The organism is Castellaniella sp. (assembly GCF_049650445.1).
GTDB lineage: Bacteria > Pseudomonadota > Gammaproteobacteria > Burkholderiales > Burkholderiaceae_B > Castellaniella.
Genome location: NZ_JBASAD010000038.1, coordinates 14,712 through 32,434, shown reverse-complemented (window position 1 = coordinate 32,434; position 17,723 = coordinate 14,712). Strand labels below are relative to the sequence as shown.

Here is a 17,723-nt window from a genome sequence, read left to right as displayed (position 1 = left end):
CCCTGGACACACGATGCTCAGTCCCACCCAGCTTGCCCGGCTCGTCACGCCTGAGGATCCGATCCAGGGCGACTATCGTCGGCTGGACCGCGCCTTTTACGACCGCCCCGCCGAAACCTTGGCCCGCGACCTGTTGGGCCGCCTGCTGGTGCATGACACGCCGGACGGCCGGCGCATCGGCCGCATCGTCGAAGTCGAAGCCTACCTGGGCCCCGGCGATCTGGCGGCCCACACCTCGCGCGGACGCACGGCGCGCACCAAAGCCATGTTCGGACCGCCGGGTCACGCCTACGTCTACCTGATCTACGGCATGTACCACTGCATGAACGTGGTCGCCGGCCCCGAGGGCAGCGGCACGGCCGTGCTGCTGCGCGCCCTGGCGCCCGTGCAGGGGCTGGACGCCTCCACCAGTGGCCCCGGCCGGCTATGCCGCGCCATGGGCGTGACCCTGGACCACTACGGCATCGACCTGTGCGGCGACACCTTATGGCTCGCCCGGGACGACGCCCCCGCCCCCACCGACACGGTCGCCGGCCCGCGCATCGGAGTGGACTACGCGGGAGAATGGGCCACCAAGCCCTTGCGCTTCTACATCCCGGGCCACCCGGCCGTCAGCCGGGCACCAAAGCCGAAACCAAAACCGGAACTCAGGCCAAAAGCGGCCAAAGTCCGGGCCTGAACCGGATTCAGGCCGCTCCCGGCGCATTCAGCTTGTTTTAACCTTCCTTGATCCAGCGCAAGAACGGGGCCGCCCCCGGCGACTAGGATGATGGCATCTTCTCGCCATCATCCCGACTTCTGCATGCGCCGCTTCGCCACACCTCGACAGTCACGGCCCTTCAGCCTGATCTGGATCGTTTTCCTGTTCCTGTTGTGGTCCTGTCTGATCGCCCCGCCCGCCGGGGCGACCCATGCGGCAGCGCCCGGCGCGCAGCAAGCGTACAAGTTCGGCCAGAGCGGCACCTCTGTCGGTGCCGATTCGCGGCTGGAAGCCTTTCTGGGCAAATTCAAGCCCGGCGACATCGTCCCGGGCGCGGATCGCTTCGGCCCCCCGGAGGGCAAGCCTGCGATCGCCCGCGCCTACAAGGGCGACACGCTGACGGGCTATGCCTATGTGACCACGGACGCCGTCAACACCCGGGGCTATTCCAGCAAGCCCATCGACGTGCTCGTAGGCCTGTCCCCGGAGGGTGAAATCCTCAGCGCCCGGCTGGTCGAACACCACGAGCCCATCGTGCTGATCGGCATCCCCGAAACCAAGGTGCAGGCCTTCATCGACGGCTACGTCGGCAAGAACTACATCAAGGAGCCGCCGCGCCCGGGCGCCCCGCCGCCGGTGGACATCATCAGCGGCGCCACCGTGACCCTGATGGTCATCGGCGACAGCCTGACGCGCTCGGTCATGGCCATGGCGCGCCACCACGGCATCGGCCGCGAAGGCGGTGCCGCCCAGGCCGTCCAGGCGCAAAAGCGCAGCCTGGACATGGAAAAAGCGGACATCCAGTCCTGGGACGCCTTGCTGGCCAACGGCGCGGTCGCCAACCTGCACGTCAGCGTGGCCGACGTCAACCGCGCCTTCGAGGAAAGCGGCCGGGCGGGCGCCACCGACCGCCCCGAGCCGGGCGAGCCCGACGACACCTTCATCGACCTGTACGCCGCCCTGGTCAGCGCCCCCGGCATCGGCCGCAGCCTGCTGGGCGACGCCGAATACAACTATCTGCGCGACCGGCTCAAGCCCGGCCAGCAGGCGGTTCTGATCGCAGGCAACGGTTCTTACTCTTTCAAGGGTTCGGGCTACGTGCGCGGCGGGGTCTTCGACCGCATCGAAGTCGTCCAGGAAGAAAACAGCTTCCACTTCACCGATCTGGATCACCAGCGCCTGGCCGACCTGATGGCGGCCGGCGCCCCCCGGTTCAAGGAAATCGCGCTGTTCACCGTGCCCACGGACGCCCTCTTCGATCCGACCGAGCCCTGGCGCCTGCAACTGATGGTGCAGCGCGTCATCAACGTCAAGGAAAAGGCCTTCACCGCCTTCAACCTGAACTACACCCTGCCGCAGGCCTACACCAAGCTCGACGCGCCGGCGCCGGCCGCGCAGACCAGCGCCCCGGCAGACGCAGCCCAGGCCGTCCCGTTCGACGACGAGCTCGACGCGGCCCCCCCGCTGTGGAAGCAGATCTGGGTCGCCAAGACCGTGCAGATCATCATCATCTCGATCGCGCTGCTGACCCTGATCATGGTGTTCTTCTTCCAGAACCAGATCGTCAAGCACGAGGTCTTCTACCGGCGCTTCCGCACGGTGTTCCTGATCTTCACGCTGTTCTGGATCGGCTGGTACGCCCAGGCGCAACTCTCGGTTGTGAACGTGCTGACGTTCACCACATCGCTGCGCACGGACTTCAGTTGGGAATACTTCCTGATGGACCCGATCGTGTTCATCCTGTGGATCGCCACGGCGATGTCCCTGCTGTTCTGGAACCGCGGCGCGTTCTGCGGCTGGCTGTGTCCCTTTGGCGCCCTGCAGGAACTGACCAACCAGGTCGCGCAGAAACTGCGCGTACCCCAGATCAAGGTGCCGCACGGCCTGAACACCCGCCTGGCCGGCCTGAAATACCTGATTTTCCTGATTCTGTTCGGCATCTCGCTGTACGAACTGGGCACGGCGGAAAAATTCGCCGAAGTCGAACCCTTCAAGACCGCGATCATCCTGAAGTTCGTGCGCGACTGGCCGTTCGTGATCTTCGCCGCCGTGCTGCTGCTGGCCGGGCTGTTCATCGAGCGCTTCTACTGCCGCTACCTGTGCCCGCTGGGTGCCGCCCTGGCGATCCCCGCGCGACTGCGGATTTTCGACTGGCTGCGCCGCTACAAGACCTGCGGCAACCCCTGCCAACTGTGCGCCGTGGACTGCCCCGTGCAGGCCATCAACCCGGAAGGCGACATCAATCCGAACGAGTGCATCCAGTGCCTGAACTGCCAGCAGCTCTATCACAACGAAAAGCGCTGCCCGCACCTGATCCAGAAGAACGCCAAGCTCAAGCGCCACAAGGCGCCGCCGCCGGACGCCGGCATTCCGGGCGAGATCGTCGCCAGCCGCAAACCGACCGTGCGCCCGCGCGACCCGTCCGACTCAGAACCCATTTCGTCGAACCCATAGCGCCCAACCCCGGCCATCGAGCCCGGGCGTTATGCCTACACAACCCTAGGGAGAACACCATGTCCGACCACACCAGCGACAAATCCGGCCTGAGCCGGCGAGGATTCCTCGGCACCGCCGCACTGACGGGGGCTGCCGCCGTCGGCGCGACCCACCTGACGGCCAATGCCAAGGACGACAAGAAGAAGGGCCATCAAAGCGTCGAGGTCGCCCCCGGTGAACTGGACGAATACTATGCCTTCAACTCCAGCGGCCAGTCGGGCGAAGTCCGCATCCTGGGCCTGCCGTCCATGCGCGAACTGCTGCGCATCCCGGTCTTCAACATGTGCAGCGCCACGGGCTGGGGCCGCACCAACGAAAGCCTGAAGATCCTGAACGAAGGCCTGACGCCTGCCACCAAGGCCTACGTCGACTCCATCGGCGGCACCTTCCCCAACGGCGACGCGCACCACCCGCACATGTCCTTCACGGACAACACCTATGACGGGCGCTACATCTTCATCAACGACAAGGCCAACACCCGCGTGGCCCGCATCCGCTGCGACGTGATGAAGACCGACAAGATCATCGAGATCCCCAACGCCGACGGCATCCACGGCCTGCGCCCTCAGCGCTATCCGAAGACCGGCTACGTCTTCTGCAACGGCGAGCACATCGTGCCGCTGCCCAACGACGGTTCCGTGATGGACGACCCGAAGAAGAACTTCTGGGCCATCTACACCGCCGTGGACGGCGAGACCATGAAGGTGGCCTGGCAGGTGCTGGTGGACGGCAACCTGGACAACGGCGACGCCGACTACCAGGGCAAGTATTCCTTCGCCACCTGCTACAACTCCGAGAAGGGCCTGAGCGTCACCGAAATGTCCGCCAACGAGCAGGATTGGGCGGTGGTGTTCAACATCAAGCTCATCGAAGAGGCCGTCAAGAACGGCGACTTCAAGGAAATGAACGGCGTGCCCGTCATCGACGGCCGCAAGGGTTCGAAATACACGCGCTACATCCCGGTGCCCAATTCGCCGCACGGCTGCAACGCCGCGCCCGACGGCATCCACGTGGTGTTCAACGGCAAGCTCTCGCCCACCGTCACCGTCATCGACGTGCGCAAGCTCGACGACCTGTTCGCCGGCAAGATCAAGGAACGCGACGTGGTCGTCGCCGAGCCGCAACTGGGCCTGGGCCCTCTGCACACGGCCTTCGACGGCCGCGGCAACGCCTACACCACGCTGTTCATCGACAGCCAGATGTGCAAGTGGAACATCGAGAAGGCCAAGCAGGCCTACAAGGGCGAGAAGGTCGATCCCATCATCCAGAAGATCGACGTGCACTACCAGCCCGGCCACAACCACACCACCATGGGCGAAACCAAGGAAGCCGACGGCAAGTGGCTGGTGTCGCTGAACAAGTTCTCCAAGGACCGCTTCCTGAACGTCGGCCCCCTGAAGCCGGAAAACGACCAGTTGATCGACATCTCCGGCGACGAGATGAAGCTGGTGCACGACGGCCCCAGCTTTGCCGAGCCGCACGACATGCTGCTGGTGCACCGCTCCAAGGTCCGCCCGCTGCACATCTGGGATCGCAACGACCCCATGTGGGAAGACGCCCGCCAGATGGCCGCCAAGGACGGCGTCACCCTGGAGTCCGCCGCCAACGTCATCCGCGACGGCAACAAGGTGCGCGTCTACATGGTCGCCATCGCGCCGGTGTTCAGCCTGCCCAGCTTCGAGGTCAACGAGGGTGACGAAGTCACCGTCGTGGTCACCAACATGGAGCGCATCGAGGACCTGACCCACGGCTTCACCTTGGGTGGCTACGGCATCGCCATGGAAATCGGACCGCAGGCGACCTCCTCGGTCACCTTCAAGGCCTCGCGTCCGGGCGTGCACTGGTACTATTGCCAGTGGTTCTGCCACGCCCTGCACATGGAAATGTCGGGCCAGATGTACGTCAAGCCGAAGAAGGCTTGATGTCCATAGAAGGTTTGATGTTCATGCGTCACCCGATCGCCCTGGTTTCTTTTGTTCTCTCGCTGGCGAGCCTGATCGCCGGCGCCGGGGCGGCGCACGGCGCCGAGATCGACGTGCCTGCAGGTTCCGACCTGCGGGCCGCCATCGCGGCGGCGGCGCCGGGCGACGTGCTGCACCTGGCGCCGGGGGACTACCCCGGCAACCTGGTGATCGACAAACCCCTGACCCTGCAAGGTCCGGATGACCGCAGTGCCCGCATCCTGGGCGAGCGCACCGGCCGCACCCTCTGGGTCCAGGCCGAGGACGTCACCCTGCGCCACCTGACCGTCCGCCATTCGGGCCTGAGTCTGCCCGACATGGACGCCGGCATCTTCCTGGACAAGACCGCTGCCCGCGCCCACATCGCGGACAACGACATCATCGACAACTCCGTCGGCGTCTACCTGTGGGGCGTGCGCGATGCCCTGGTGGAACGCAACCGCATCGTCGGCAACACCGGTCTGCGCGTGAACGAACGCGGCAACGGCGTGACCGTCTGGAACGCGCCCGGCTCCAAGGTGCTGGACAACGACATTTCCGAAGGCCGCGACGGCATCTTCTCGAACAACAGCCGCGAAAACGTTTTCAGCCGCAACGTGTTTCACAACCTGCGCTATGCGGTGCACTACATGTACACCAACGACAGCGAGGTCAGCGACAACGTGTCGCGCGGCAACGAAATCGGCTACGCCATCATGTTCTCGCGCCGCCTGACCGTGCGCGGCAACATCGCCGTGGACAGCACCCAGCAGGGCCTGATGCTCAATGCCACAGACGATTCAGCGATCGATGACAACGTCATCGTGCGCGCCGACAAATGCGTGTTCGTCTACAACGCCAACCTGAACGAACTCGCCAATAACCATTTCCAGGACTGCGGCATCGGCGTGCACTACACCGGTTCCGAAGGCAACCGCATCCACGGCAACGCCTTCGTCGGCAACCAGAACCAGGTGAAATATGTCGGTACCCGCTTCCTGGAATGGTCGCAGGCGGGACGCGGCAACTACTGGTCCGACCTGTCCGCCTTCGACCTGGACGGCGACGGCATTGCCGACACCGCCTACCGCCCCAACGGCCTGATCGATCAGGTCGTCTGGCGCGCGCCCAATGCGCGGCTGCTGCTCAACAGCCCGGCCGTGTCCATCGTCCGCTGGGCTCAGTCCCAGTTTCCCGCGATCCTGCCCGGCGGCGTGATCGACAGCGCCCCCCTGATGGGGGTGCCGGCCACGCCGACCCTGAAAAAATTCGAGGACCTGCCATGACCGTCACGGCGCCCCCGATCGAACTGAGATCGGTCACCAAACGCTACGCCGCGCTGCGCGCCGTGGACAACGTCAGCCTGTTCATCGAACCGGGCGAATGCGTGATCCTGGCCGGCCACAACGGCGCAGGCAAAAGCACCCTGATCAAGCTGATTCTGGGCCTGATCCGTCCGGAGGCCGGTTCGGTGCGCGTCCTGGGCGAAACCGCCGGCACGCCGGCCGCCGCCCGCGCCCGCCGCCACATCGGCTACCTGCCTGAAACCGTAGCCCTGCATCCCTCGCTGACGGGCACCGAGACCCTGGACTTCTACGCCCGCCTCAAGGGCCTGCCCACGGACGGCAACGCCGCCCTGCTGTCGCGTGTCGGCATCGCCGAAGCCGCCAAGCGGCGCGTGGGCGGCTATTCCAAAGGCATGCGCCAGCGCCTGGCCCTGGCCCAGGCGCTGCTCGGTTCGCCCCGGGTGCTGCTGCTGGACGAGCCCACCACCGGTCTGGACCCGGCTTCGCGGCTGCTGTTCTACGACATCGTGCGCGAACTGCGCGATGACGGGGCCGCCATCCTGCTGTCCACCCACGCCCTGGCCGAACTCGAAGGCCAGGCCGACCGCGTCATCGTGATGCGCAAGGGCCAGAAGATTGCCGATGGCTCTCTGTCGGACCTGCGCCGCGACGCCGACCTGCCGGTCCGCATCCGCCTGACGCTGGACACCGACCCCATCGAGCTACCCGACGGCTGGCGACGCATCGGTGCCGGCCGCATCGAATTCACCTGCGCCGAAGCCGACAAACTGCACCGGCTGCGCGACGCTCAGGCACTGCCCGACATCCGCGACATCGAACTGGAACAGCCCGGTCTCGACGAAATGTACGCGCAATTCCTGCGCCGGGAGGACGCATGAACCCGACCCTGATCCTGATCCGCAAGGAAATCCGCGACGGCCTGCGAAACCGCTGGGTACTGGCCATCACCGCGCTGCTGGCCATGCTGGCCCTGTCGCTGGGCTTTCTGGGCAGCGCACCGACCGGCACCGTCAAGGTCGATCCCCTGACGGTCACGGTCGTCAGCCTGTCCAGCCTGTCGATCTTCCTGATCCCGCTGATCGCCATGCTGCTGTCCTACGACGCCATCGTGGGCGAGATCGAACGCGGCACCATGGCCCTGCTGCTCAGCTACCCGGTCGCGCGCCGACAGGTGATGATGGGCAAGTTCCTGGGCCACCTGGCCATCCTGGCACTGGCCACGGGAGCGGGCTACGGCATCGCCGGACTGACGCTGCAACTGGCGCACGGTGAACTCGACCTGACAGCCTGGACGCCCTTCGCCCTGCTGATCCTCGCCAGCATCCTGCTGGGCGCCTCCTTCCTGTCGCTGGGCTACCTGATCAGCGCGCTGGTCCAGGAACGCGCCACAGCCGCCGGCATCGCCATCGGCGTCTGGCTGTTCCTGGTGGTGATCTACGACATGGCGCTGCTGGGCGTGCTGGTCGCCGACCAGGGCCAGGTCATCACGGCCCCGCTGCTCAACACCATCCTGCTGTTCAATCCGACTGACGTCTATCGCCTGCTGAACCTGACCGGCCACGAGAACATCGCCATGTTCGCCGGCATGGCCGGCCTGAGCGACCAGGCGACACTGTCCACCAGCGTCCTGCTGCTGGCCCAGCTTCTGTGGATCGCCGTACCCTTTGGTCTGGCGGCCCTGGCTTTCAACCGGAGGGCGCTGTGACTCTTGCGCATCACTCCCCCGCATCCCCACACCCGTCGCGCGCCCGCACCCTGCGCCTGGCCCTGGCCGGCACGGCCCTGGGACTGGCGGCCCTGCTGGCCGGCTGCGGCGGCCAGCAGGACGCGTCCTCTCCTCCTCCTTCTCCCGTGGCCATGACCGACGAGGCCGTCGGCCACTATTGCGGTATGAATCTCTACGAACACATTGGCCCCAAAGGCCAGATCCTGTTGCGCGACCGGGACGTCCCGGTCTGGTTTTCCACCATCCGCGAAGTCTTCGCCTACACCATCCTGCCCGAGGAACCCAAGTCCGTCCTCGCCATCTACGTGCAGGACATGGGCCGCGCGGGTCCGGACGGCAACCCGCCCACAGACGCCTGGATCGACGCCCGCACGGCCCATTACCTGATCGAAAGCGGCACGGTGGGCGGCATGGGCGCGCCCGACGCCCTGCCCTTCGCCCGGCTGGAGGATGCCCGCGCCTTCGCCGAGCGGCATGGCGGCCGTGTCGTCGGCTTCAAGGACATGCCGGAAGACTATGTCCTGCGCGCCCCGGAACTCGCCCCCCGCGCGGACCTCGAACCCGTCGGAGCCCCCTCATGAACACCCCCCGCCGCCGTTTTCTCGGCATCCTGGCCGCCAGCGCCGCCCTGGTCGGACCGGGCTCCCTGCGCGCCGCACTGAACACCTCGGGCGACCTGCCGGAGCCCGTCACCTGGCGCGGCGTCGCGTTGGGCGCCGACGCGCAATTGCAACTGCTGCACCCCGACCGCGCCCACGCCGAACGGCTGGTCCGCATGGCGGTGGCCGAAGTCCATCGCCTGGAACAGGTCTTCAGCCTGTACCGCGAGGATAGCGCCCTGGTGCGACTGAACCGTGCAGGCCGGCTGGACGCGCCGCCGCTGGACCTGAGCCGCCTGCTGTCGCAGGCCATCGCCTTCGGCGATCGGACCGGCGGCCTGTTCGACCCCAGCGTACAGACGCTGTGGGACCTGTACGCCGCCCGCGTGCTCGCCGGCCTGCCGCTGCCCCCCGATCCCGCCGAGCTGCGGGCCGCGCTGGCCAAGGTGGACTACCGCGCCATCCGCATCGAGGCTGACGCCATCGTGCTGGAACGCCCCGGCATGGCCTTGACCCTGAACGGCATCGCCCAGGGCTACATCACCGACCGGGTGACCGAACTGCTGCGCGCCAACGGCCTGGAGCACGCCATGATCGACCTGGGCGAAGCCCGCGGACTGGGTTCGCCCGAGCCCGGCCGTCCCTGGCACGCCGGCATTGCGGATCCCCGAAAGCCCGACCACATCCTGGAAACCATCGACCTGTCGAATCAGGCCCTGGCGACTTCGGGCGGCTACGGCACGCCGCTGGACGCCAGCGGACGCTATACGCACCTGTTCGATCCGCACACCGGCCAGGCGACACCGCGCTGGCGCAGCGTCACCGTGCGCGCGCCCGACGCGACGACTGCCGATGCGCTGTCCACGGCCTTTTCCCAGATGCCCGCCGACACGATCCGTGGTATGATTTCGCGCTTTCCAGTTCAGGCATGGCTGATGGCGCCGGATGACGGCACCCTGATTCGCCTGGGGTAATTGGAAAAGGCGTTGGTAACGACGCCGGAAAAGGTGCTTGAAAAAGCACCGCCAGAAGCAAGATGACAAGCTTTTAAAAGCACGTTATAATTCTGCTTCTTTAGCGGCTGTAGCTCAGTTGGATAGAGTACTTGGCTACGAACCAAGGGGTCGTGGGTTCGAATCCTGCCAGCCGCGCCAGAATTATCCTGTTCTCGAAACAGGCTCAAGAAACCGCCTAGGGGCCAACAACCTAGGCGGTTTTTTATTGCCTGGCCGCCCCCAGACAAGGCGCCAGCACCTCCGCCAGCCAATCACCAAAGACCCGCACCCGGTGCGACAGGTAGCGCTGATGCGGATAGACGAGCTGCACCGGCATCGGCGCGGCCAGCCAGTCCGGCAGCACCTCGACCAATTCCCCCGCCTCCAGGTGTTCGCGCACGTCGAAGGCCGGAATCTGGATCAGGCCCAGACCAGCCAGGCAGCAGGCGATGTAGGTTTCGACATTGTTGACCGATACGCGGGCCGGCATCGCCAAGGCCTGTGTCTGGCCATCTTCCTGCCATTCCCAGCGCGACGCCCGGCCCCCCGACTGCGAGGCATAGCACACGACCTGATGCTGCAACAGATCGCCGGGCTGCATCGGCACACCGTGGCGCGCCAGATAGGCGGGACTGGCGCAATTGATGAGCCTGAAGACGCCCAGAGGTCGGGCCACCAGACTGCTGGCCTGCAGTTCACCGACACGCAGCGCACAATCGATGCCCTCATGCAGCAGATCGACCAGCCGGTCGCTGGACCCCAGATTGACGTCGATACCGGGGTGCAGGGCCAGGAATGCCGGCAGCGCGGGCGCCACCTGCCGCCGCGCCAGGCGGCTGGGCAAGTCCACACGCAGGCTGCCCGTCAATGCCCGGCCCCGGGGCCGGAACAATTGTTCCAGCTCTTCGCTGTCGGCTACCAGGGCAGCGGCACGCTCAAGCAAAGCCTCGCCATCCCGGGTCAGGCTGACCCGGCGCGTCGTCCGATCGAACAGCCGCACCCCCAGGGAAGCTTCCAGTCGCTGAATGGCCAGAGAAACGGTCGGCCGGGGCACGCCCAGTTGTCCCGCAGCCGCTGTGAATCCGCCGCTATGCGCGACCCGAATGAACATGCGAAGTTGATCGATGCGATCCATGTCTCTTATTGGTCATCATTTCTGTACAGTCTATAAATAAAAAACAGATTTATCCACATTCCATTTACGAATACAGTCAAAAACGTTCTCCCCTCGCACGCAAGGAAACTTCCCCATGTCCCGACACAGCATTCAAGGCAAGACGGTCCTCATCGCTGGCGGCGCCAAGAACCTGGGCGGTCTGATCGCCCGCGACCTGGCCGCCCAGGGGGCCAAAGCGATTGCCATCCACTACAACAGCGCGTCCTCCCGCACCGACGCCGATGCCACCGTCGCTGCACTGAAGGCTGCCGGCGGCCATACGAGCAAATAAGCCCGGGACGGGTACCAGGACACGGAGGACAAGCCCCCGAACACAGCGACCCTCCTCGCTGGAATGCCCTATAGTAAGGGTTTCCACCACGTCCGAGACGCCCGTGCCGCCATCCCCCGCAGGCCCCCCCGCCCGCCAGACCCTGTCGGGCGTCTTCTTGCTGATCACGTCCATGTGGGCGCTGTCGGGACTGGACGCCAGCGGCAAATATCTGATGGGCGTCGATGTCGGTGTGTCGCTGCTCGTCGTGTGTCTGGTGCGCTACGGCGTGCACATGGCGCTGGCCATGGTCGTGGTCATTCCGTCCCGGGGATGGGGCATTCTGCGTTGCCGGCGGCCGAAAGCGCAGATGGTGCGCGGCCTGTCCATGCTGGCTGCCACCATGCTGTTCCTCACGGCGGCAAGCTATCTGCCCCTGAGCCAGACCACCGCGATCAACTTCCTGGCGCCTCTGATCGTGCTGTCGGTCGCGCCCTGGGTCCTCAAGGAACCGCTCTTTCTGTCCCGCTGGGTCGCGGCCGGCTTCGGACTGCTGGGGGTGCTGGTGGTGGTCCGGCCAGACGCGGGGCTGGACCCCGTGGGGACGATGTTCGGGCTGCTGACGGCCTGTGCCCTGGCCGTGCAGCACATTTCGTCGCGCCAGGTGGCGGTCGACGATCCCTATACGACCCTGATCTGGAGCGGCGCCGTGGGCAGTGCGGTCACAGTGCTGGCGCTACCCTTTCACTGGCAGGAGCTCGTCGAGCTGCCCGAGCGCTTGTCCGCACTCGGATGGCTGGTGCTCCTGGGCACGGGGTTCTGGGGCTGCCTGGGGCATTTCCTGCTGATCCAGGCCTATCGACAGGCCTCTGCCTCGCTGCTGGCCCCCTTCGTCTATTTCCAGATCGTCAGCGCTGCGGTCCTCGGCTGGCTGATCTGGGGGCAATTCCCCGACCTGGTTTCCTGGCTGGGCATCGCCATCATCTGCGGCAGCGGCATCACGATCGGGCTCATCGAATGGCGCCGCAACAGCGGCGCGCAGACGCTGGCGACCGAGGCATCCTAGGGCCTGCCGCCCATCGAGCCATCCGTCCGGGAGGCGGTTACTTCAGCGCCAGTTGCGCGGCGCTCATCTGCTGCGCCTTGTCCAGCTTCATGTCCCGCATCAGGCTGGTGAGTTTCCGGGAGGCCATCATCATCGCACCGTTCAAGGCGCTCATCTGCGCCTGAAGCTGCAGCAGGCGGTTGCGCTTGACCTCGGGATCCATGTTCCGGTCAGCCTGGACCTCCTGCAACTCGCGCGCCAATTCAGCCAGCCGTTCCCGCAGTTCACGAATCATCCGCAGCAGATTCTTGACCGCGTCGGGCAGATCGCTGTCGTCGATATCCTGATGACGCCTCGAAGCGCTCGCCGACGTTTTGGTGGACATTTCGGCCAGCGCCCGTCCCAGGTCGGAAATCGATGACTTGGACGAGGGGGCCGTATCCGAGGCGGGAGTCCCGAGTGCAGAGGTTTTGCTGCCGGCAGCAGCGGAACCGATGGGTGGCGGTAAAAAGAAAGCAAGTGGATCGAGGGGGTTCATGGCGTCATCCCGTCATAGGGTTTCGGCGGACGAGATGACGCCGGTGTACCCTTATAACGAGGTCTACGGCCAGAATACCCAGTTCTTTACCCTTTTACCCCGACGCCGGACGTCCCCCGACCAACGACTGAAAACTGAAAGACCCGCTGCTCGCAGACATCGATGCAGCGTCCGCAACGCAGGCAATCGATGTCGTCGATCCGCACGCCATGCCCATCGATGGCCCGCAGCGCCGGGCTGATCACCTGCGGCTCCGGACAATAAGTGAAGCAATCGCCACAATCGTTGCACGCTTCGCGCCGCACGGCGGCTACCTGCACCACGCTGTACCGGCCCAAGGCGCCATAAAAGGCCCCGACCGGGCAGACATGCCCGCACCAGCCGTTGGACAACACGAGAAAGTCGAACAGAAAGATCGCCAGTGCGGCCATGATCCCGCCCAGCCACAGGCCGAAGACCAGCGCACGCATGAGCAGATTGATCGGATTGACCAGTTCCCAGAGCGCCAGCCCCCCCACGGCGCTGCCCAGCACGCCCAGGACCAGAATCCCGTAGCGCAGCCGCTTGTCGATCCGCAGCATCCTGGCCTTGCGCCAGCCCAGGGCACGGCGCAACCCCTGGGCCGCGTCGGTCACCAGATTGATGGGGCAGACCCAGCCGCAAAAACCGCGCCCGCCCACCAGCGCATAGCCCACCAGCACGATGAACCCGCCCCAGAGGGCGCTGCCACCGGGCGAATGCCCTGCCGCCGCACTCTGCAGCAGCACGAAGGGATCGGACAAAGGCACGCGCCCGAACCAGACACTGCTGGCCAGCGTGCCCTGGGCCAGCGGCAGGCCCATCCAGGAACCGAGCGTGAAGGCCGTCAGAATCAGGCCCTGACAGACGCGCCGGAGCCACAGGTAGCGGTTTTTCTCAGGCATGGCGGGGAATCACCCGAATGGCGGCCGACGGGGCGATGCACGCATGTTCGCACTTGCCACATCCGGTGCAGACATCGGGGTCGACGACAGGCGTGAACAGGCCTCCCATGGATGTGGGTCCGACCGCCAATGAAATGGCCTGGCCCTGCAGCGGACAGGCGCGCACACAACTGTCACAGAAGGAATTGCCGACATAGCTGTTGCACAGCCCCGGATGGCTGAGGACGGCCACCCCCATGTCGGCGTCGCCGATCGCCTTCAGCCCCGGATCGAGCGCCCCGGTGGGGCAGGCGTGCAGGCAGGGGATGTCAGTGCACATTTCGCAGGGGACTTCGCGCGCCACGAAATAAGGCGTGCCGCCCTGTGTCGAACCATCGAATCCGAACAGGCGCAGGGTGTCGTATGGACAGGCCTCGACGCAGAGGCCACAGCGGATGCAGGCCGCATCGAAGGCTGCGGCATCGAGTGCCCCCGGCGGGCGTATATAGGTCAAGGCCCAGGCCGAAGACGATTCACGCAACAGCGGCAGGCCCAGCCCGGCCCCCGCAGCCAGGCCGCACAGCCCGGTCTGGAGGAACCGCCGACGAGAAATCTGCTTGATGAGCATCGGGCTTCCTGTCCATGCCGTCGCGATCCATGATAGCGATGGGCGCGACGCATGAACAATCGGGACTACTACCCGTGACCCATGTCCAAGCCTCCAGGCAGCGGGGACGGTGCGCGCCGGAAGCGCAGGCGCGTGCCGACCGGCACCTGCGCCAAACGGTCCAGTTGCCCGACCGCCACCACGGCAATGACAGGGTATCCGCCGGTCAGCGGATGATCGGCCAGGAACAGGACAGGCTGCCCGTTCGGCGGCACCTGCAGGGCGCCCGCGACGGTCCCTTCGCTGGGCAATTCCCCCTGGCGGGCGCGCACCAGAGGCTCGGCACCCGCCAGCCGCATGCCGACCCGGTTGGACTGCGGCGTCACGCTCCAGTCCTGAGACAGGAGCCGCTCCAGGGCATCCGCATCGAACCAGTCGTCGCGCGGGCCGGGAATCACGTCGAACACCACCTGGTCTCCCGCACGAGGCAGTTCGGCTGCGGCGCTTTCGGCTGCGGCATTTTCGCCGTACGAAGAAGGATGGCCGATGGCGAGCCGGTCGCCTCTTTTCAGGGGGGCCGGCCCCAGGCCGGCCAGCACGTCGGTGGCACAACTGCCCAGAACGGGTTGCGCCGCCCAGCCGCCGCGCACGGCGACGTAGCAGCGCACGCCGGCACGGACCCGGCCGATCCGCAATTCGTCGCCCTCGTGCAGCACGATGGGGTGCCCGGCCGCCGCAGGCAGACGCATGCCCGACGCCGCAGTCACCACCACCGGCGCCGTCGCGCCGCTCACCGCGACCACCGCACGGCCATGACAGACCAACCGCAAACCGCCCAGCACATGCTCCAGCACCGGCAAGCCATCCGGATTGCCCACCAGCCGATTGGCCCGGCGCATCGATCCACGATCGAGCGCCCCGGAACGGGACACCCCCAGGCGCGTCAGACCGGGCCGGCCTTCGTCCTGAAGCAAGGTCTGCAGGCCCACGTCCAGCACCTCGCAGACCGCCGAGACGACGGGTGCCCCAGCCGCGGCCGGCACGGCAGGTGTGTGAGAAGCCGCTGACGGGCCGGACGCGGCCGACACATCAGGCGCGGGGGGGGAAGCCGGCGATGGCGTCCTGGACGCGCCTTCGGTGGCGCACAGGCTGTACACGGCCCCGGGCGCCTCCAGATCGCGGAAACGGACCCGGAAACCCGGCTGCACCAGCGCGGGCTCGGTCCGATCCATGTCCCACATGTGCCAGGGCGTCTCGCCCAGCAACTGCCAGCCGCCCGGGCTGTCAGACGGATAGATGGCGCTGAAATCTCCGGCCACGGCCACCGAGCCCCCCGGCACGCGCACGCGCGGCGCAGGCCGCCGGGGCACCCCGTGGAAACAGGGATCGCCGCCCGCCAGATAGACGAAGCCCGGCGCAAATCCGGCGAAGGCCCCCAGATAGTCGCTGCCGGTATGACGCTCTATCAGCTCGGCGCGTGTCAGGCCGATCAGCGCGGCGACCTCCTCCAGATCCTCGCCCGCATAGCGTACGGGGATCTCTACACGCCGCCCGGAGACGCCCGCCTCCGGCGTCCGTACGCCTGCGGCCCTCGCGTTCAGACCGGCAGCCACACGCTGCAGCCAGACAGCCACATCCCGCACCGACAGGACGGAGGGCTGGCACAACACCAGCAGCGTACGGGCGGCGGGAATCACGTCCTCCACCCCTGCGGGCCATGTGCCCAGCGCCTGGAACAGCGCCAGGGTTTCGTCCAGCGAACCGAGTTCCGCCAGCACGGCACCGTCACCGGCGGGCAGGCAGCGGGGTGAAATCATGGAGCCCACCTCGCGGCCTATATGCCGCTCGGATATGTCGGGCACCGGCCAGTCCGCAGGGACTGCTCTGTGTCCGGACTCATCCCCGTGAACGGCGTCAGGGCGACACCGGCCGCTTCCAGCCGCTGCCGGACCGCACGCGCCATGGCCACGGCGCCCGGGCTGTCGCCGTGCACACAAATGGAATCGGCCTGCAGGCGCACACGGCTGCCGTCGATGGCGGTGATCGTGCCCGTGCTCACCAGATCCAGCATGCGGTCTGCAACCTGATCGGGATCGTGCAGCACGGCACCCGCCTCTCGGCGCGACACCAGCGCCCCACCGGGCGTATAGGCGCGATCGGCAAAGGCCTCGGCCACCACCTGCAGACCGCGCTCGCGCGCCCAGTCCAGCAGCGGCGAACCGGCCAGCGCCATCAGGACCAGATCCGCGTCCAGTTCCAGCAGGGCGGTGATGACGTCCCCCGCCTGGCGCGGGTCGTGCGCGATCGTGTTGTACAGGGCGCCATGCGGTTTGACGTAAGTGACCCGGGTGCCGGCGGCCGCAGCCAGGCCCCGCAGGGCGCCGATCTGGTAGATGACGTCGGCCACCAACTCGCGACTGCTGGGGTCCATATTGCGCCGGCCGAAGCCGGCCAGGTCGGGATAGGCCACGTGCGCGCCGACGGCCACGCCGCGCGCGGCGGCCGCGCGCAGCGTGTCGAGCATGCCGGCCGGGTCCCCGGCATGGAAGCCGCAAGCCACGTTGGCGCTGGTGACGATGTCCAGCATGGCGGCGTCATCGCCCATGCGCCAGGCGCCGAAACTTTCACCGAGATCGCTGTTCAAGTCCATGTGCCTTCCTTATCATTGCAAAACAAGTCGCGGATTGTTGAACAATCCAGTCCCCACGCTGCGCAGCCCTCAATTCAGGAAACCATGCATCCCCGCCATTATCCCAGCCCCAGCACCGCACCGAGCCTGACCGACACCGTCGCGGAAACCATTCGACAACAGCTCATCCACGGCCAGTTGCGCGCCGGGCAACGGCTGTCCGAAGCCGGGCTGAGCGAACAACTGGAAGTATCGCGCAACACCCTGCGCGAGGCCTTCCGCATCCTGTCCAAGGAAGGTCTGCTGCGCCACGAACCGAACCGGGGGGTCTCGGTGGTGGTGCCGTCGATCGCCGACATCATCGACATCTACCGCGTGCGCCGCCTGATCGAATGCCAGGCTCTGGCCCAGGCCTGGCCTCGCCATCCCGCCCACAAACGCATGGAACAGGCCATGGCGCACGCCCGCCACATGCGCGACGCCGGCGATTGGCTGGAGGTCGGGTCGGCCAATATGCTGTTTCACGCAGGCATCGTGGCGCTGGCCGACAGCGCGCGCCTGTCGGCGATGTTCGCCGACATCTCGGCCGAACTGCGGCTGGCCTTCGGCCTGCTGGACGATCCCGAATACCTGCATGCGCCCTTCGTCGATCTGAATGCCCGTCTGCTGGAACTGTTCGACCTCGGCGACACGGCGACGGCTGCCCGGGACCTGGAAAGCTATCTGATCCAGTCCGAACGCATGGTGCTGTCGGTCTATTCCGCCCACGTCGATTGATGCCCCCGTGTCGGCCCGGCCCCGGCCGGACTGGC

At 66.5% G+C, this 17,723-nt stretch carries 16 protein-coding genes, 1 tRNA gene and 1 pseudogene; 12 read left to right on the top strand and 6 right to left on the bottom strand.

Annotation, left to right across the window (positions count from 1 at the left end; genetic code table 11):
- The first annotated feature begins 13 nt into the window (after positions 1-13).
- The 9 genes from WA983_RS13855 to WA983_RS13815 all read left to right on the top strand — a co-directional run bounded on the left by WA983_RS13855 (position 14) and on the right by WA983_RS13815 (position 9,922).
- Positions 14-679 carry a DNA-3-methyladenine glycosylase gene (locus tag WA983_RS13855; RefSeq protein WP_424249550.1) on the top strand — a complete coding sequence of 222 codons (666 nt, stop codon included), beginning with the start codon at positions 14-16 and terminating at the stop codon, positions 677-679.
- Positions 680-766: 87 nt separating this feature from the next.
- Positions 767-3,154, top strand: a complete 2,388-nt coding sequence (locus WA983_RS13850; RefSeq protein ID WP_424249552.1) for a 4Fe-4S binding protein — start codon at positions 767-769, stop codon at positions 3,152-3,154.
- A 59-nt stretch (positions 3,155-3,213) separates the two neighbouring features.
- On the top strand, positions 3,214-5,118 hold the full coding sequence (nosZ, locus tag WA983_RS13845; RefSeq protein ID WP_424312202.1) for a TAT-dependent nitrous-oxide reductase: 1,905 nt from the start codon (positions 3,214-3,216) through the stop codon (positions 5,116-5,118).
- Positions 5,118-6,422, top strand: a complete 1,305-nt coding sequence (locus tag WA983_RS13840; RefSeq protein WP_424312201.1) for a nitrous oxide reductase family maturation protein NosD — start codon at positions 5,118-5,120, stop codon at positions 6,420-6,422. The genes nosZ and WA983_RS13840 overlap by 1 nt, the downstream gene beginning before the upstream one ends.
- Positions 6,419-7,321 (top strand): ABC transporter ATP-binding protein, encoded by a 903-nt coding sequence (locus tag WA983_RS13835; RefSeq protein ID WP_424247113.1) that lies wholly within the window; start codon positions 6,419-6,421, stop codon positions 7,319-7,321. Before WA983_RS13840 ends, WA983_RS13835 begins: the two co-directional genes overlap by 4 nt.
- Entirely contained in the window at positions 7,318-8,148 is an 831-nt protein-coding gene (locus tag WA983_RS13830) for an ABC transporter permease (protein WP_424247115.1), read from the top strand. Before WA983_RS13835 ends, WA983_RS13830 begins: the two co-directional genes overlap by 4 nt.
- Positions 8,145-8,750: a nitrous oxide reductase accessory protein NosL gene (locus WA983_RS13825; protein ID WP_424312200.1), complete on the top strand. Its 606-nt coding sequence runs from the start codon at positions 8,145-8,147 to the stop codon at positions 8,748-8,750. The genes WA983_RS13830 and WA983_RS13825 overlap by 4 nt, the downstream gene beginning before the upstream one ends.
- A complete protein-coding gene (locus WA983_RS13820; protein WP_424250582.1) occupies positions 8,747-9,742 on the top strand; it encodes an FAD:protein FMN transferase in 996 nt (331 codons plus the stop codon). The genes WA983_RS13825 and WA983_RS13820 overlap by 4 nt, the downstream gene beginning before the upstream one ends.
- A 103-nt stretch (positions 9,743-9,845) precedes the next feature.
- Positions 9,846-9,922, top strand: a tRNA-Arg gene (locus WA983_RS13815).
- Between the two features lie 64 nt (positions 9,923-9,986).
- Here WA983_RS13815 and WA983_RS13810 read toward each other — a convergent pair.
- Positions 9,987-10,898: a LysR family transcriptional regulator gene (locus tag WA983_RS13810; RefSeq protein ID WP_424312199.1), complete on the bottom strand. Its 912-nt coding sequence runs from the start codon at positions 10,896-10,898 to the stop codon at positions 9,987-9,989.
- 115 nt (positions 10,899-11,013) lie between these two features.
- Between WA983_RS13810 and WA983_RS13805 the strand changes: the two are divergent.
- Positions 11,014-11,193: pseudogene (locus WA983_RS13805) on the top strand (KR domain-containing protein); the annotation flags it as partial.
- A 121-nt stretch (positions 11,194-11,314) separates the two neighbouring features.
- A complete protein-coding gene (locus WA983_RS13800; RefSeq protein WP_424247878.1) occupies positions 11,315-12,256 on the top strand; it encodes a DMT family transporter in 942 nt (313 codons plus the stop codon).
- Between the two features lie 37 nt (positions 12,257-12,293).
- Here WA983_RS13800 and WA983_RS13795 read toward each other — a convergent pair whose 3' ends face one another.
- The 5 genes from WA983_RS13795 to WA983_RS13775 all read right to left on the bottom strand — a co-directional run bounded on the left by WA983_RS13795 (position 12,294) and on the right by WA983_RS13775 (position 16,932).
- On the bottom strand, positions 12,294-12,620 hold the full coding sequence (locus tag WA983_RS13795) for a hypothetical protein (protein ID WP_424247877.1): 327 nt from the start codon (positions 12,618-12,620) through the stop codon (positions 12,294-12,296).
- Positions 12,621-12,859: 239 nt separating this feature from the next.
- Positions 12,860-13,696 carry a quinol dehydrogenase ferredoxin subunit NapH gene (gene napH, locus WA983_RS13790; RefSeq protein WP_424247875.1) on the bottom strand — a complete coding sequence of 279 codons (837 nt, stop codon included), beginning with the start codon at positions 13,694-13,696 and terminating at the stop codon, positions 12,860-12,862.
- Complete coding sequence (locus WA983_RS13785) at positions 13,689-14,303, bottom strand: MauM/NapG family ferredoxin-type protein (protein WP_424247873.1); 615 nt, start codon at positions 14,301-14,303, stop codon at positions 13,689-13,691. The genes napH and WA983_RS13785 overlap by 8 nt, the downstream gene beginning before the upstream one ends.
- Before the next feature lie 68 nt (positions 14,304-14,371).
- A complete protein-coding gene (locus tag WA983_RS13780; RefSeq protein WP_424312198.1) occupies positions 14,372-16,099 on the bottom strand; it encodes a 5-oxoprolinase/urea amidolyase family protein in 1,728 nt (575 codons plus the stop codon).
- A gap of 17 nt (positions 16,100-16,116) precedes the next feature.
- Complete coding sequence (locus WA983_RS13775; protein ID WP_424312197.1) at positions 16,117-16,932, bottom strand: LamB/YcsF family protein; 816 nt, start codon at positions 16,930-16,932, stop codon at positions 16,117-16,119.
- 84 nt (positions 16,933-17,016) lie between these two features.
- Between WA983_RS13775 and WA983_RS13770 the strand changes: the two genes are divergently transcribed.
- The gene (locus tag WA983_RS13770) at positions 17,017-17,688 is read left to right on the top strand and encodes a GntR family transcriptional regulator (RefSeq protein WP_424249778.1); all 672 of its coding nucleotides are present in this window, start codon (positions 17,017-17,019) and stop codon (positions 17,686-17,688) included.
- The last annotated feature ends 35 nt before the right edge of the window (positions 17,689-17,723 follow it).

Bases quoted from the DNA above. Each gene is read 5' to 3' on its own strand.
- WA983_RS13855 (WP_424249550.1), top strand. From the start codon at position 14: ATGCTCAGTCCCACCCAGCTTGCCCGGCTCGTCACGCCTGAGGATCCG.
- WA983_RS13850 (WP_424249552.1), top strand. From the start codon at position 767: ATGATGGCATCTTCTCGCCATCATCCCGACTTCTGCATGCGCCGCTTC.
- nosZ (WP_424312202.1), top strand. From the start codon at position 3,214: ATGTCCGACCACACCAGCGACAAATCCGGCCTGAGCCGGCGAGGATTC.
- WA983_RS13840 (WP_424312201.1), top strand. From the start codon at position 5,118: ATGTCCATAGAAGGTTTGATGTTCATGCGTCACCCGATCGCCCTGGTT.
- WA983_RS13835 (WP_424247113.1), top strand. From the start codon at position 6,419: ATGACCGTCACGGCGCCCCCGATCGAACTGAGATCGGTCACCAAACGC.
- WA983_RS13830 (WP_424247115.1), top strand. From the start codon at position 7,318: ATGAACCCGACCCTGATCCTGATCCGCAAGGAAATCCGCGACGGCCTG.
- WA983_RS13820 (WP_424250582.1), top strand. From the start codon at position 8,747: ATGAACACCCCCCGCCGCCGTTTTCTCGGCATCCTGGCCGCCAGCGCC.
- WA983_RS13810 (WP_424312199.1), bottom strand. From the start codon at position 10,898: ATGGATCGCATCGATCAACTTCGCATGTTCATTCGGGTCGCGCATAGC.
- WA983_RS13795 (WP_424247877.1), bottom strand. From the start codon at position 12,620: ATGTCCACCAAAACGTCGGCGAGCGCTTCGAGGCGTCATCAGGATATC.
- napH (WP_424247875.1), bottom strand. From the start codon at position 13,696: ATGCCTGAGAAAAACCGCTACCTGTGGCTCCGGCGCGTCTGTCAGGGC.
- WA983_RS13785 (WP_424247873.1), bottom strand. From the start codon at position 14,303: ATGCTCATCAAGCAGATTTCTCGTCGGCGGTTCCTCCAGACCGGGCTG.
- WA983_RS13780 (WP_424312198.1), bottom strand. From the start codon at position 16,099: ATGATTTCACCCCGCTGCCTGCCCGCCGGTGACGGTGCCGTGCTGGCG.
- WA983_RS13775 (WP_424312197.1), bottom strand. From the start codon at position 16,932: ATGGACTTGAACAGCGATCTCGGTGAAAGTTTCGGCGCCTGGCGCATG.
- WA983_RS13770 (WP_424249778.1), top strand. From the start codon at position 17,017: ATGCATCCCCGCCATTATCCCAGCCCCAGCACCGCACCGAGCCTGACC.